The sequence below is a fragment of the Blautia sp. MCC270 genome (assembly GCF_018785605.1).
Taxonomy (GTDB): Bacteria; Bacillota; Clostridia; order Lachnospirales; family Lachnospiraceae; genus Blautia_A; species Blautia_A fusiformis.
In genome coordinates this window covers 1-15,274 of the sequence record NZ_WQQD01000027.1, presented here as the reverse complement: position 1 = coordinate 15,274, position 15,274 = coordinate 1, and the positions used below count along the sequence as shown (strand labels likewise).

The window sequence follows — 15,274 nt, the reverse complement described above, 5'->3', positions numbered from 1 at the left end:
AGTGTGACAACATAACATATATTACATAAGACTCGAGGGATAAGGGTATGGAGAAAAGATCAACCATCAGTAAAAAGACACTGAAGATCATACTTGGGATCTGTATTGGCGTAACGATCCTGGCAGTGGCAGGATTATTTGTCTATACATACTTGGCAGATCACAATACGCTGGGACGGAAGATTTCCATATGGGGAGTGGATGTTTCCGGACTGGATGCAAAGCAGGCAGAAGAAAAGATCACTGCGGAATTTGCAGATCGTCCGGTATCCTTTCAGGAAAATGATCAGGAAGTTTACAGTACTACTTTGAAAGAGCTGGGCTACAGTCTCAATGAAGAAGCCCTTCTGAGTAAGCTTACAGAAATTCAGAAACAGCGGGAAGAGAGCCGGAAGCTTTTTCCAAAGGAAGAAAATATAGAACCGGAATGTCAGATCGAGGAAGATGAGGAGCAGGAAAAGCAGGCTCTTGATCTTTCAAATTTCGGTACGGAAGAAAGAAAAGCTTCTGTTGATGCAGCCATTCAGTACGATAAGGAGAAAAAAGAATTCACCCTTGTGAAGCAGGTACAGGGGACGGAAATCGATCCGGATAAGCTGGAGACTACTGTGGACACAAATCTGAACGTAGCATTTGATACGGCTCTTCTTGGAGATATCATTACAGTACCGATCAACAAGCATGTGTATGTAAGTCCGACTGTCACTGTAACAGAGGATATGAAAAATAAGGTTACAGACCTGAACAGCCAGCTGAAGAAATACCGCAGCAGTACAGTAACTTATACATTCGGAAGTGAAACGGCTGTTCTGGATTCCGATACGATCACATCCTGGCTGAAGGCTGAAGGGGAGACGCTGACTTTAGATGAAGAAGCCATTAAAGCCTACATCAGTGAGCTTGCCAACAAATACAATACCATTTATGTTCCCCGTACCTTTCATACATCTGCGGGAACGGATGTGACCATTGAGGGAAATGAGTACGGCTATCGGATCGATCAGGACGGAGAATATGCTCAGCTTCTGGAAGACCTGAAAAGTGGTACTGCTGTAACAAGAGAGCCTGTTTACAGCAAAAAAGGATACCAGAGAAACGGAACAGACGATCTGGCAGGCAGTTACATAGAGGTCAGTCTGGATGCACAGCATTTGTGGCTGTATAAGGACGGAAGCCTTGTGACGGAAACAGATATTGTCAGCGGTAAGCCGGTGAAGGGGCGTGAAACATATCGTGGTGCATGGCCGATCGCCTACAAGGCGAGTCCCTTTAACCTTACCAGCAATGAATATGGTTACGATGTAAAGGTTAATTACTGGATGCCTTTTGTCTACGGACAGGGACTTCATGATGCGTCCTGGCAGTCATCCTTTGGCGGGAACCGTTATAAAACCAACGGAAGCCACGGCTGCATCAATCTGCCTAAGGATCAGGCAGCACTGATCTATAACACCATTGATGCAGGTTATCCGATCATTATTTACTGATAGGAGCAAAAAAGCTTCGGAGAGATCCGGAGCTTTTTTTATGCCCGAAAATGAAAATTATCATGGAAACAGGATCGTAAATGATAAGGTTTTTCAAAAGTACGTTAAAAAAAACACAAAAAAATATCGAAAAAGCCTTGTCGAAACAGAAATAACGTGATATGATGATTTCGGAAATCGAGCTAATACACTTCTTAATTGCGGAGGAAGAGTGTTTTTCTCTTTTATTTGGGTGCAAATTGATAAAAAAACTCAAATAAGTGTTAGTTGAGATTTCATTTTTTTATTCATGTATCGTTAAAAAAAAGACAATATATGAACAAGAATATCTACTAGAAACGTCAGATTTTAGACTAAGAAAGGATAATGAAAGGTATGAAGTACAGTTATTATCCGGGTTGCACCCTGAGAACAAAGGCCAAAGATCTGGATGAGTATGCCAGAGCCAGTGCCACAGCCCTTGGGTTTGAGCTTGAGGAGATCGAGGACTGGCAGTGTTGTGGTGGTGTTTATCCGCTTGGCACAGACGAGATCGCCACAAAGCTTTCTTCCGTCCGTGCGTTAAACCAGGCAAAAGAAAAAGGCCAGGATCTGGTGACGATCTGTTCAGCCTGTCATCATGTGATCAAGCGTGTCAATGATGATATGAAAAATGTGGAAGATATCCGGACCAGAGCCAACAATTATATGCAGTTGGAAGCTCCCTATGAAGGAGAGACAACCGTTCTCCATTATCTGGAGGTTCTCCGGGACAGAGTCGGTTTTGATAAACTGAAAGAAAAAGTAGTAAATCCTTTTACCGGAAAGAAGATCGGAGCCTATTACGGATGTCTGCTTCTGAGACCTGGAAAGATCATGGCATTTGATGATCCGGAAAATCCAAGGATCATGGAGGATTTTATCCGTGCCCTTGGCGCTGAGCCTGTGATCTATCCTTACAGAAATGAATGCTGTGGAGGATATATATCCCTGAAAGAAAAAGAAATGTCACAGAATATGTGTGAAAAGATTGAAGAAAGCGCAGCAGGCTTTGGCGCAGATATGCTGATCACTGCCTGTCCGCTTTGCAAATACAATCTGAATAAAAATTCCGGAAATAAAATGCCGGTTTACTATTTTACAGAGCTTCTGGCAGAAGCCCTTGGCGTCAAAGAGGAGGTGGCAAAATGAGAGATAACCATTCTGCTGCGGAAAAAATAAAGGAGATCAGCGGGACCAATCCTCTGAAATGTATGAAGTGTGGCAAATGCTCTGCTACCTGCCCATCCTTTGACGAGATGGATATCAAGCCTCATCAGTTTGTGTCCTACGTGATCAATGAAAATATCGAAGCACTTGTAAATTCAGCATCCCTGTGGAAATGTCTTTCCTGTTTTGCCTGTGTGGAGCGCTGTCCGCGAGACGTAAAACCCGGAAAGATCATTGACGGGGCAAGACAGCTGGTTGTTCGGGAAAAAGGCGGAGACTATCTTTCACCAAATGAAATTCCGGAGCTTCTTGATCCGGAGCTTCCTCAGCAGCTGCTTGTAAGTGCGTTCAGAAGATACAGGAGGTGAGAAAGTGCAGAGAATCGGTGTATTTGTCTGTCATTGCGGAAGTAATATTGCCGCTACGGTAGACGTGAAAAAAGTTGTGGAGATCATTGCAAAAGAGCCAGGAGTTGTCCATGCAGAAGATTATCAGTATATGTGTTCTGAAGCAGGACAGTCCAGGATCCAGGAAGCCATCCGTGAAAAAAATCTCACAGGAGTGGTTGTCTGTTCCTGTTCTCCGCGTATGCATGAGGCAACTTTCCGTAAAGCAGCGGAAAAGGCCGGCCTGAATCCATATATGGTGGAGATCGCAAATATCCGTGAGCACTGTTCCTGGATCCACAAGGATATGCAGGAGGCTACGGAGAAGGCCGTGATCCTTGCAAGAGCAGCAGTAGCAAAAGTCAATTTAAATGCTCCTCTTCAGCCGGGAGAAAGCCAGGTTACAAAGAGAGCCCTGATCATCGGAGGCGGTATCGCCGGAATCCAGACGGCTCTTGATATTGCCGATGCAGGCTATGAAGTTGATATTGTGGAAAAAACACCAAGTATCGGCGGAAGAATGTCACAGCTTGACAAAACCTTCCCTACTCTGGATTGCTCCGCATGTATCCTTACTCCCAAAATGGTGGAGGCTGCAGCTCACGAAAAGATCAATATCTATACATACAGTGAAGTAGAAAAAGTTGCAGGTTTTGTAGGAGATTTTACTGTTGATATCCGCAAAAAAGCGCGAAGTGTCAACATGGACAAATGTACAGGCTGTGGAGTCTGCCAGGAAAAATGTCCTTCCAAAAAGATTCCAAATGAGTTCAACAGAGGGCTGAACAACCGGTCAGCTATTTATACTCCGTTTGCACAGGCGATTCCAAATGTTCCTGTGATCGACAGAGAGCATTGCCTGAAATTTAAGACAGGCAAATGTGGTGTCTGCTCCAAAGTATGTCAGGCAGGAGCCATTGATTACGATCAGCAGGATGAGATCGTAACACAGAAATACGGAGCGATCGTGGTGGCAACCGGATTTGATACCATCAAGCTTGACAAATACGATGAATACGCATACAGCCAGAGCAAGGATGTGATCACATCTCTGGAGCTGGAGCGTATCATGAATGCTGCAGGACCTACAAAAGGACATCTTGAGCGCCTTTCCGATGGAAAAGCACCGAAGGAGATCGTATTTATCCAGTGTGTTGGAAGCCGTTGCTCCGATGACCGTGGAAAGCCATACTGTTCCAAGATCTGCTGTATGTACACAGCTAAGCATGCCATGCTGATCCGTGATAAATATCCGGATACCAATGTGACGGTATTTTATATTGATGTCCGTACACCTGGTAAAAACTTCGATGAGTTTTACAGAAGAGCAGTTGAGCAGTATAACGTAAACTACATCAAAGGTCAGGTAGGAAAAGTAATTCCGCAGCCGGATGGAACACTTCTTGTTCAGGGCTCGGATCTTCTTGATAATAAGCAGATCTTCAAGAAAGCAGATATGGTAGTTCTTGCAACAGCCATTGAACCGAATCCGGATGTACGTAAGATCGCTACTATGCTTACTGCAAGTATTGACACCAACAATTTCCTTACAGAAGCTCATGCAAAGCTTCGTCCTGTAGAATCACCGACAGCAGGAATTTTCCTTTCCGGTGTATGCCAGGGACCAAAGGATATCCCGGAGACAGTTGCCCAGGCAGGAGCTGCGGCTGTAAAGGCCATAGGACTTCTTGCAAAGGACAAGCTGACAACCAATCCATGTACGGCAAGATCCGACGAGCTTCTCTGTAACGGATGCTCTACCTGTGCAAATGTATGTCCTTACGGAGCGATTTCCTATGAGGAGAAACAGGTCAACGATCACGGTATCCGTGAGACAAGAAGAGTTGCGGTTGTCAATACAGCACTTTGCCAGGGCTGCGGTGCCTGCACAGTAGCCTGCCCGTCAGGAGCCATGGACCTTCAGGGCTTCTCCAACAGACAGATTATCGCGGAGGTGGATGCAATATGTCGATAGAAACAAAGGAAGAATTCAGACCAAAGATCGTGGCATTCTGCTGTAACTGGTGCAGTTACGCCGGAGCAGACCTTGCCGGAAGCAGCCGTTTGAGCTATCCGGCGGATGTAAAGATCATCCGTGTTCCATGTTCCTGCCGTGTCAATCCCATGTTCATCCTCCGTGCCTTTGAAAAAGGAGCCGATGGTGTGATTATGTGCGGATGCCATCCGGGAGACTGCCATTACAGTACCGGAAACTATTATGCAAGAAGACGTATGACACTTCTGTTTTCAATGCTGGATTATATTGGGGTGGAAAACGGAAGAACACGTGTGGAATGGGTATCTGCCGCAGAAGGTGTGAAATTTTCACAGACTATGAATGAGTTTGTTGAGAAGATCCATTCACTTGGTAAAAACGTGAGATTGGAGGATATAAGATGCAGGAGCTGATAAAACGTGCAAAAGAACTGCTTGCAGATGGCACGGTAGTCCGGGTTCTTGGGTGGAAAGCCGGAGATCTTGCCTTTAATCCGGAACCAGCCTATTTTGAAACACCGGAATCTCTGGAGGATTTTGTCTATGATGGATTCTGCGGTGCCAATTTAAGCAAATATATGATCGAAGCTTCCAAGCTGGAAGGAAAAACCATGGTCTGTCTGAAGCCCTGCGATACATATAGCTTTAACCAGCTTTTGAAAGAGCATCGTGTAGACAGAGAAAAAGCCTATATCGTAGGTGTTGGCTGTAAAGGAAAGCTGGATATTGAAAAGATCCGTAAAATGGGGATCAAGGGTATCCGGGGAATTTCCGGAGCAGAGATTACCGGAGATGCAGAGACATTGACTGTGGATACTGTTTACGGAGAAAAAACCTGTGCATACAAAGATGCCATGCTGGAACGCTGCCATGTATGTAAAGGAAAAGAGCATAAAATTTACGATGAACTAATCGGTGAGTCAAAGGAGACAAAGGACGCTGACCGTTTCGCAGAAGTTGAGCGGATCGAGGCAATGAGTCCGGAAGAAAAATTTGCATTCTGGCAGAGCGAGCTGAGTAAATGTATCCGCTGTAATGCCTGCCGTAATGTATGTCCGGCCTGCAGCTGCCGCAAATGCGTTTTTGACAGCAACAAGTTCGATAGCGCCCAGAAGGCAAATGTGGATTCCTTTGAGGAAAAGATGTTCCATGTGATTCGTGCCTTCCATGTAGCCGGAAGATGTACGGACTGTGGCGAGTGCAGCAGAGTCTGCCCGCAGGGAATTCCCCTTCATCTGTTTAACCGTAAGTTTATCAAGGATATTGATGCGTTTTACGGTGAGTATCAGGCAGGCGAGGATGCGGAGTCAAAGGGTCCGCTTACCAGCTTTACCTTTGAGGATGTAGAGCCAGGGATCGTGGCAGAAAGGGGATAATGTATGTATAAGATCGCAGTAGAAAATCTGCCGGCATTATTCCGGAAAATTGCCGCAGACCAGGAATTATATTTACCGGTAAAGGTAAGTGAGCAGGTGAACTTCAAGGCATGGAGCGAGGATGCAGAAGTTTCCCTTGAAACACTGAAAACCGTGAAATCACCGAAGGATGCTTTCTTTCCGCAGAGTGAAAATCTCTATACCTGTAAAAAAGATGGGAAAAATATCAGCATTGAGCCTCAGGCACTGAAAGACCAGAATTTTGTCGTATTCGGAATGAGAGCCTGTGATGTACAGGGCGTGAAAGTTCTCGACAATGTGTTCCTTGGGGATCCGGTGGATACTTTTTACCAGGCAAGAAGAGAACATGGAACTATCGTAGCTCTTGCCTGTCATGAACCGGAGGAAAGCTGCTTCTGTAAAGTATTTGGCATTGATGCTGCAGATCCGGAAGCAGATGTTGCAGCCTGGATCATCGAGGGAGAACTTTTCTGGAAGCCTCTCACAGAAAAAGGAAATGCTCTGACAGAAGCTGTGAAGGAGCTTTTGGCAGATGCTGATGAGACAAAGGTAGAAGAGGAGAAGAAGGCAATCCGTGGTATTATCGAGCTTCTTCCATATACACATCTTTCACTGGAAGGATGGGCGCAGGAAGAATACATGGACCGTTTCAATTCTCCTGTATGGGAGAAACTGTACAAGCCTTGTCTTGCCTGCGGAACCTGTACCTTCGTATGTCCGACCTGTCAGTGCTATGACATTAAGGATTACGATACAGGGCACGGTGTTCACCGTTACCGCTGCTGGGATTCCTGCATGTACTCTGATTTTACCATGATGGCTCACGGAAACAACCGTACCAGCCAGATGCAGAGATTCCGTCAGAGATTTATGCATAAGCTTGTTTATTATCCGTTAAATAATGACGGCATGTTCTCCTGTGTTGGCTGCGGCCGCTGCGTGGAGAAATGTCCGGAATCTTTAAATATCGTAAAAGTCATCAAGGCCTTTGAAACACAGGGAGGTGAAAAGAATGAGTGAATGTACCTGTCATAAAAATTATACACTGGATACGCTGATCCCCAAGGTTGGCGTGATCACAGATATCCGTCAGGAGACACCGGATGTAAAAACCTTCCGTGTGGAAGCTCCGGAGGGTGGAAAGCTTTTCGAGCATATGCCAGGACAGTGTGCCATGGTCTGTGCACCAGGCGTCAGTGAAGGTATGTTTTCCATTACTTCTTCTCCGACTGTAAAGGATTATCAGGAATTCAGCATCAAAAAATGCGGATCCCTTACCGATTATCTCCACAGCCTTCAGGTTGGAGATGAGATCGCAGTCCGCGGACCATACGGAAATCATTTTCCGGTGGAAGATAAGTTAAAGGGAAAAAATCTCCTGTTCATCGCAGGTGGAATCGGTCTGGCACCTCTTCGTTCCGTGATCAATTATGTGCTGGATAACCGTGAGGATTACGGAACAGTAGATATTCTCTATGGTTCCCGTTCCGCAGATGATCTGGTGCAGCTTAAGGAAATCCAGGAAGTATGGATGAAAACAGAAGGTGTAAATGTATATCTTACCATTGACCGTGAGCAGGAAGGCTGGGACGGTCATGTAGGATTTGTTCCGAATTATCTGAAGGAGATTGGTTTTGATACCAATAAGACCGCTCTGGTCTGCGGCCCGCCGATCATGATCAAATTCGTTCTGGCAGGACTGGAAGAGCTGGGCTTCTCCAGAGATCAGGTATATACCACACTGGAGCTTCGTATGAAATGCGGTGTCGGAAAATGCGGCCGCTGCAACATCGGAGACAAATACGTCTGCAAAGACGGCCCAGTATTCCGATGTGATGAGGTGGATGAATTACCTAATGAGTACTAAGTTATAGATTGCACCTTAAGAAACTTTCAAATATATGCGCTGGTTATAGCCAGTACACAGCCATGTGGAACAGCCATCTCGCTAAGATGCCCATTTTAGGAGCGATTTTAGCGGCGCTGAAATCCAGTACTTACGAAGACTTAGGAGTGAAGGCTCTCCTGAACTCCTTAGTCGCAGTTAGTACTTAGTTCAGCAGAGCGTTGCGACGGGCACGTGTGAGATGGCTGTTCCACATGGCGTACGATTTGGATAAAAGAAAGGACACCAACATGGAAAATAATATGGTAAACGTATATTTTTTCGGTAAAAAATACAGCGTTCCCGGTGATCTGACCATTATGACAGCTATGGAATATGCCGGTTACACATTAAAAAGAGGATGCGGCTGCAGACACGGATTCTGCGGTGCCTGTGCGACCATCTACAGGATCAAGGGACAGAATGAGCTGAAAACCTGTCTCGCCTGTCAGACACAGGTGCAGGAGGGAATGTATGTGGCAAGTATCCCGTTCTTCCCTACAGACAAGAGACTTTATAATATAGAAGATCTTAAGCCGAACCAGCAGGTAATGATGGAGCTTTATCCGGAGATCTACAGCTGCATCGGATGCAATGCCTGCACAAAGGCCTGTACACAGGACTTAAATGTCATGCAGTATATTGCATATGCGCAGAGAGGCGAGCTTGAAAAATGTGCAGAGGAATCCTTTGACTGCGTAAGCTGCGGCTGCTGTTCCGTAAGATGTCCGGCAGGAATTTCCCATCCGATGGTAGGCCTTCTGGCAAGACGTCTCACCGGAAAATATATTGCGCCGAAAAGCGAGCATCTGGAGAAACGTGTGGAAGAGATCCACGAGGGCAAATTTGACGATATGATCGAGAAGATCATGCAGAAGCCGATCACAGAGATGCAGGAACTTTACAACAGCAGAGAAATCGAGAAGTAGGAGGGCGTAAAACATGTATGCACCATATCCAGAAAATATGATGGAATCCATCAAAAAGGTAGAGGCTACAAGAGCGGAGCGTATGGCAACAGAGCCAAGACGTCTGAGTGCAGATGAGAAAGATGCTCTTCTCAAAAAATTCCATCCGGACTATAACCCGGATGCATTTGCAGAGATTAAGGTAGGACCGAACAAGGGACAGAAAGCACCACTGGAACTGACAAAAATGCTCCATTCAGAAAGCCGTCTGCTCAACGAAAAAATCGATCTTACAAAAATCGATTATGATGTAGATGTACTGATCATCGGCGGTGGTGGAGCAGGCTCTTCCTGTGCCATCGAGGCCCACAACGCAGGTGCCAACGTTATGATCGTTACAAAACTCCGTATCGGTGATGCCAACACCATGATGGCAGAAGGCGGGATCCAGGCAGCAGATAAAGAAAATGATTCCCCGGTACAGCATTATCTGGACTGCTTTGGAGGCGGACATTTTGCCGCAAAACCGGAGCTTGTAAAAAGACTGGTAATGGAAGCACCGGATGCGATCAAATGGCTCAACGACCTTGGTGTTGAGTTTGATAAAGCAGAAGACGGAACCATGGTCACTACACATGGCGGCGGTACCTCCAGAAAGAGAATGCATGCTGCAAAGGATTATTCCGGATCAGAGATCATGCGTACTATCCGTGATGAGGTCTTAAATCTTAAGATCCCGGTAGTGGAATTTACATCCGCTGTAGAACTTCTGAAGGATGAAAAAGGTCAGACTGCCGGTGCAGTTCTTCTCAACATGGAAACCGGAGACTATTCCGTTGCAAGAGCAAAAACAGTTGTAATTGCAACCGGTGGTGCAGGAAGAATGCATTATCAGGGATTCCCGACCTCCAATCACTACGGAGCAACTGCTGACGGACTCGTGCTTGGATACAGAGCAGGCGCTTCCCTTCTTTACCAGGATTCTATCCAGTATCATCCAACAGGTGCGATCTATCCGTCACAGATCCTTGGTGCCCTGGTAACAGAGAAGGTTCGTTCCGTTGGTGCACAGCTTGTAAATGCAAACGGAGAGGCTTATATTCATCCGCTGGAAACCCGTGACGTAAATGCTTCCGGTGTTATCCGCGAGTGTGAGGAAGGCCGTGGCGTTGAAGTTCCAGGTGGACGAAAAGGTGTATGGCTGGATACTCCGATGATCGAGATCCTGGGCGGTGAGGGAACTATCGAAAAGAGGATCCCTGCCATGTTCCGTATGTACATGAATTACGGCATTGATATGAGAAAAGTCCCGATCGTGATCTACCCGACCCTTCATTATCAGAACGGTGGTCTTGAGATCAACGGAGACGGCTTTACAAAAGAAATCCCGAACCTTCTGGTTGCAGGAGAGGCAGCAGGCGGAATCCACGGAAGAAACCGACTGATGGGCAACTCTCTTCTTGATGTAATTGTATTCGGACGAAATGCAGGTAAAAAAGCAGCTGCCAAATGCAAAGAGGTAGAGCTTGGCACTATGAATCTGGATCATATCAGAAAATATGAAGAGGAACTGAAAAATGCAGGAGTTGATACAGGAGACGTATCTCCTATGCTTCTGCCGAAATATGCCCGCCACGAACGTTAACAATATGTTATGATAATAAAAACATATGAGATAAGCGAAAGGAGTCTATTATGAGAGAAATCGAAGTAAACAGACTTACAGAGATTATCGAAAAACTCTGTATCGAAGCCAATGAACATCTCCCGGAAGATGTGAAGGATGCTATCAAAACCTGCCGTGCCTGCGAGGACGGCGAGATCGCAAAAGGTGTCCTTGATAACATTATCGAGAATTTTGATATTGCGGACAGTGAGAATGTTCCGATCTGTCAGGATACCGGAATGGCATGCGTATTCCTTGAAATTGGCCAGGATGTCCACTTTACAGGCGGAGATTTAAATGATGCCATCAATGAAGGTGTACGCCGCGGATACGATAAAGGTTACCTGAGAAAATCCGTTGTCAAGGATCCGGTACGCCGTGGAAACACAGGTGACAATACACCGGCTATGATCTATACAGAGATCGTTCCTGGAGATCAGGTGAAAGTAACTGTAGGACCAAAAGGCTTCGGAAGCGAGAATATGAGCCAGATCCGTATGTTCAAGCCATCTGCAGGCCTTCAGGGAATCAAGGATTTCATTCTTGAGGTTGTAGAAACTGCAGGTCCGAACCCATGTCCGCCTATGGTAGTTGGTGTTGGTATCGGAGGAACTTTTGACAAATGTGCACTTCTTGCAAAGAAAGCGCTGATGCGTCCTCTGAATACAGAGAACCCGGATCCTTACTATGCAGATCTTGAGAAAGAGATGCTGGAGAAGATCAACAAGCTTGGTATCGGACCTCAGGGCTTTGGCGGAAAGACCACAGCTATCGGTCTGAACATTGAGACTATGCCTACTCATATCGCAGGTATGCCATGTGCAGTTAACATCAACTGCCATGTAACACGTCATAAAACGGAGGTGCTTTAATATGGAAAGAAGAAAGATCACACTGCCTCTGACAAGAGAGCTGGCAAGAACTCTCCATGCAGGCGACCAGGTTTTACTGACAGGAACCATCTATACATCCCGTGATGCAGGTCACAAGAGAATGTGCGAGGCCCTTGCAAAAGGAGAAAAGATTCCTTTTGACCCTACAGATGCTACTATTTACTATGTAGGTCCGACTCCGGCAAAACCAGGCGAAGTCATCGGCTCCGCAGGCCCTACAACCAGCGGCCGTATGGATGCCTATGCACCGACCATGATGTCCGTAGGCGCCAGAGGAATGATCGGAAAAGGTGCCCGCCTTCCGGAAGTCGTAGATGCAATGAAAAAATATGACGGCGTATATTTCGGAGCCATCGGCGGTGCAGGTGCACTTCTTGCAAAATGCATCAAAAAAGCAGAGCTTATCGCTTACGAAGACCTCGGAGCAGAAGCACTCCGCAAGCTTTATGTGGAAGACATGCCGCTTGTAGTCATCATTGACAGCGAGGGAAATAACCTCTACGAAGAGGGGCGTGCAGAGTACCTGAAAGACCATGCAGAATAATCTTTTGCTCTACAATATGATATTGTGATATATTTCAAAAAGGAATAAAAAAAGGATAAAAGTCCGACAGTAAATGCTGAAAATCCGTGCAGAAGCATTTATTGTTGGGCTTTTTAATTTTATCATTTCACTTTCAATTTAATCATTCTTGAGAAAATGATCAAATTAAAGTTGACAATGATAAGATTGATTTATATACTTGAAGTAAATAAAATCGAAAAAAGAGTGATAAAGAAGGTGATGAAAAATATATGAGACAGTTTGATTATCGGGAAAAGTGGAAAAATCTGTTGACTCCTGAAATTGTATCTTACCTGACACAGATACATGAATTTAAAGGAGAACAAACTCTTTTTATTGAGGCCAAAGCAGATACTCTTACACAATTAGTTGAAATCGCCAAGATTCAAAGTACGGAAAGTTCCAATAAAATAGAAGGTATTTATACATCAGATATCAGATTGCGGGAATTGGTAAAAGACAAAACAAGGCCAAGGACAAGAAATGAACAGGAAATTGCCGGATACAGAGATGTATTGAATACAATTCATGAAAGTCATGACCATATCCCACCAAAGTCTGCGATTATTTTACAGCTCCACAGAGATTTGTATAAATTTGAAAGCTACAATATTGGAGGGAAATATAAAACTGCGGATAATATAATTGAGGAAGAAGATTCCCGGGGAATAAAAAAAATACGGTTTAAACCAGTACCGGCCTGGGAAACACCGGAAGCAATGGAAGAACTATGCAGAGCATTTGAAGAGGCAATGGCAACAGGAGAAATAGATCCACTTCTTTTGATTCCAATGTTTATTCTGGATTTCCTATGCATACATCCGTTTAATGACGGCAATGGAAGAATGAGCCGTTTACTTACACTATTACTTTTGTACAGATCCGGCTATATTGTGGGAAAATATATCAGTATCGAGAGAATGATAGAAAATTCAAAGGAATTATACTATGAATGTTTAAGGGAAAGTTCTGAGAACTGGTATGAGAATAAGAATGATTATATACCATTTGTAAAATATATGCTTGGCGTTATCGTAGGAGCATACAGAGAATTTTCTTCAAGGATAAAATTGCTGATAACGCAGAATATATCAAAACCGGAGCGAATAGAAGAGATTATAAAAAATAATCCGGGTATAATTACAAAAAAAGAAATCGCAGAAAAATGTCCGGATATCAGTGTGGTAACGATACAGAGAACACTGGCAGAATTACTGACAGCAGAAAAAATTTTAAAAATCGGCGGTGGCAGGTATACGAAATATACCTGGAATAATGAACGATAGATGGGAGATAAAAAATGATCACTGGTGAATTAAAAAACAAAATAGATGGTTTATGGGATATATTTGCGGCAGGAGGACTTGTCAATCCACTGGAAGTAATCGAACAGATTACATACCTGATGTTTATTCATGATCTGGATGATTCCGATAATATGCGTGCAAGAGAAAGTGCAATGCTTGGCTTGCCATTTCAGAGTATTTTTTCCGGAGAAGTAAAAATAGGTGAGAGAACAATTGACGGAAGTCAGCTGAAATGGTCCGTATTCCATGATTTTCCGGCAGACAGAATGTATATGATCATGCAGGAATGGGTATTTCCGTTTATAAAAAATCTTCATAATGATAAAAACAGTGCATATTCCAAATATATGGACGATGCGATATTTAAGCTTCCGACACCACTCCTTTTATCCAAAGTGGTGGATTCTCTGGATGAAATTTACAAACTTATGAATGAAATCCAGACAGCAGATGTCAGAGGAGATGTATATGAATATCTTCTTTCAAAAATAGCTCAGTCCGGACGGAATGGACAGTTCCGTACACCAAGACATATTATCCGGATGATGGTTGAGATGATGGATCCGTCCAGTGATGAGATTATCTGTGATCCGGCATGTGGAACCTCCGGATTTCTGGTTGCAGCAGGAGAATATCTGAAAGAAAAAAGAAAAGAAGAAATTTTTTATGATAAGCAGAAAAAAGATCATTACATGAATCATATGTTCCATGGATATGATATGGACCGCACCATGCTTCGTATTGGAGCCATGAATATGATGACTCACGGAATAGAAAATCCTTATATTGAGTATCGGGACAGCTTATCTGATCAGAATGCAGATAAAGATCAGTATTCCCTTGTGCTGGCAAACCCACCTTTTAAAGGAAGCCTGGATGCAGAATCTGTTTCCGGAGATCTTCTTAAAGTTTGCAAGACAAAGAAAACAGAACTTTTATTTCTTGCTTTGTTCCTGAGGATTATGAAAATTGGAGGAAGATGCGCCTGTATTGTACCAGATGGTGTACTTTTCGGATCATCACGGGCACATAAATCCATCCGTAAGGAAATTGTTGAGAATCAGAGACTGGAAGCTGTAATATCCATGCCTTCCGGTGTATTTAAACCCTATGCAGGAGTATCCACAGCGATCCTCATTTTTACAAAAACAGAACACGGTGGAACAGATCAGGTATGGTTCTACGATATGAAAGCAGACGGATTCAGTCTGGACGATAAACGTACTCCGGTCACAGAGAATGACATTCCGGATATTATAGAGCGTTTCAAAAACCTTGATAAAGAAGCAGAACGGAAACGAACAGACCAGTCATTTATGGTACCGAAAAAAGATATTGTGGAGAATGATTATGATCTCAGTATCAATAAATACAAAGAAATTGAATACACCCCAGTGGAATATCCTCCAACATCAGAAATCATGGCCAATATCCGGGAACTGGAGCTGGAAATCGGAAAAGAAATGGATGAGCTGGAACGGTTGTTGGGATTATAGAAGAAAGGATGGCAGATTCGAAAATTCGGGTTTGTGTGGGAAGAATGATATGAGTGTACGGACTATTGATGAATGCTTTTATCAAATTCGAAACGGTGCCA

Annotated in this window: 14 protein-coding genes; all 14 read left to right on the top strand. The window is 44.3% G+C overall.

The window, feature by feature from the left end:
- The first annotated feature begins 47 nt into the window (after positions 1 to 47).
- The 14 genes from GPK58_RS08080 (at position 48) to GPK58_RS08015 (ending at position 15,173) form a co-directional block, all read left to right on the top strand.
- Complete coding sequence (locus GPK58_RS08080) at positions 48 to 1,487, top strand: L,D-transpeptidase family protein (RefSeq protein ID WP_022426045.1); 1,440 nt, start codon at positions 48 to 50, stop codon at positions 1,485 to 1,487.
- A gap of 375 nt (positions 1,488 to 1,862) precedes the next feature.
- Positions 1,863 to 2,657 carry a CoB--CoM heterodisulfide reductase iron-sulfur subunit B family protein gene (locus tag GPK58_RS08075; RefSeq protein ID WP_022426047.1) on the top strand — a complete coding sequence of 265 codons (795 nt, stop codon included), beginning with the start codon at positions 1,863 to 1,865 and terminating at the stop codon, positions 2,655 to 2,657.
- Positions 2,654 to 3,043 (top strand): 4Fe-4S dicluster domain-containing protein, encoded by a 390-nt coding sequence (locus GPK58_RS08070; protein ID WP_015524685.1) that lies wholly within the window; start codon positions 2,654 to 2,656, stop codon positions 3,041 to 3,043. Before GPK58_RS08075 ends, GPK58_RS08070 begins: the two co-directional genes overlap by 4 nt.
- A gap of 4 nt (positions 3,044 to 3,047) precedes the next feature.
- The gene (locus tag GPK58_RS08065) at positions 3,048 to 5,036 is read left to right on the top strand and encodes a CoB--CoM heterodisulfide reductase iron-sulfur subunit A family protein (protein WP_022426048.1); all 1,989 of its coding nucleotides are present in this window, start codon (positions 3,048 to 3,050) and stop codon (positions 5,034 to 5,036) included.
- Positions 5,027 to 5,470 carry a hydrogenase iron-sulfur subunit gene (locus GPK58_RS08060; RefSeq protein ID WP_015524686.1) on the top strand — a complete coding sequence of 148 codons (444 nt, stop codon included), beginning with the start codon at positions 5,027 to 5,029 and terminating at the stop codon, positions 5,468 to 5,470. The genes GPK58_RS08065 and GPK58_RS08060 overlap by 10 nt, the downstream gene beginning before the upstream one ends.
- Positions 5,458 to 6,432, top strand: a complete 975-nt coding sequence (locus tag GPK58_RS08055) for a 4Fe-4S dicluster domain-containing protein (RefSeq protein WP_015524687.1) — start codon at positions 5,458 to 5,460, stop codon at positions 6,430 to 6,432. The genes GPK58_RS08060 and GPK58_RS08055 overlap by 13 nt, the downstream gene beginning before the upstream one ends.
- A gap of 3 nt (positions 6,433 to 6,435) precedes the next feature.
- Positions 6,436 to 7,473, top strand: coding sequence for a 4Fe-4S dicluster domain-containing protein (locus GPK58_RS08050; RefSeq protein WP_022426049.1), 1,038 nt, complete (start codon positions 6,436 to 6,438; stop codon positions 7,471 to 7,473).
- Positions 7,466 to 8,320 (top strand): FAD/NAD(P)-binding protein, encoded by an 855-nt coding sequence (locus tag GPK58_RS08045; RefSeq protein WP_015524689.1) that lies wholly within the window; start codon positions 7,466 to 7,468, stop codon positions 8,318 to 8,320. The genes GPK58_RS08050 and GPK58_RS08045 overlap by 8 nt, the downstream gene beginning before the upstream one ends.
- Positions 8,321 to 8,589: 269 nt before the next feature.
- Positions 8,590 to 9,267 carry a 2Fe-2S iron-sulfur cluster-binding protein gene (locus tag GPK58_RS08040; protein WP_021652990.1) on the top strand — a complete coding sequence of 226 codons (678 nt, stop codon included), beginning with the start codon at positions 8,590 to 8,592 and terminating at the stop codon, positions 9,265 to 9,267.
- A gap of 13 nt (positions 9,268 to 9,280) precedes the next feature.
- Positions 9,281 to 10,891 carry an FAD-dependent oxidoreductase gene (locus GPK58_RS08035; protein WP_022426050.1) on the top strand — a complete coding sequence of 537 codons (1,611 nt, stop codon included), beginning with the start codon at positions 9,281 to 9,283 and terminating at the stop codon, positions 10,889 to 10,891.
- A 50-nt stretch (positions 10,892 to 10,941) separates the two neighbouring features.
- The gene (locus GPK58_RS08030; protein ID WP_015524694.1) at positions 10,942 to 11,784 is read left to right on the top strand and encodes a fumarate hydratase; all 843 of its coding nucleotides are present in this window, start codon (positions 10,942 to 10,944) and stop codon (positions 11,782 to 11,784) included.
- A gap of 1 nt (position 11,785) precedes the next feature.
- Positions 11,786 to 12,349 (top strand): Fe-S-containing hydro-lyase, encoded by a 564-nt coding sequence (locus GPK58_RS08025; RefSeq protein WP_022426051.1) that lies wholly within the window; start codon positions 11,786 to 11,788, stop codon positions 12,347 to 12,349.
- A 251-nt stretch (positions 12,350 to 12,600) separates the two neighbouring features.
- The gene (locus tag GPK58_RS08020) at positions 12,601 to 13,656 is read left to right on the top strand and encodes a Fic family protein (RefSeq protein ID WP_161208510.1); all 1,056 of its coding nucleotides are present in this window, start codon (positions 12,601 to 12,603) and stop codon (positions 13,654 to 13,656) included.
- 14 nt (positions 13,657 to 13,670) lie between these two features.
- Entirely contained in the window at positions 13,671 to 15,173 is a 1,503-nt protein-coding gene (locus tag GPK58_RS08015; RefSeq protein WP_114002624.1) for a class I SAM-dependent DNA methyltransferase, read from the top strand.
- The last annotated feature ends 101 nt before the right edge of the window (positions 15,174 to 15,274 follow it).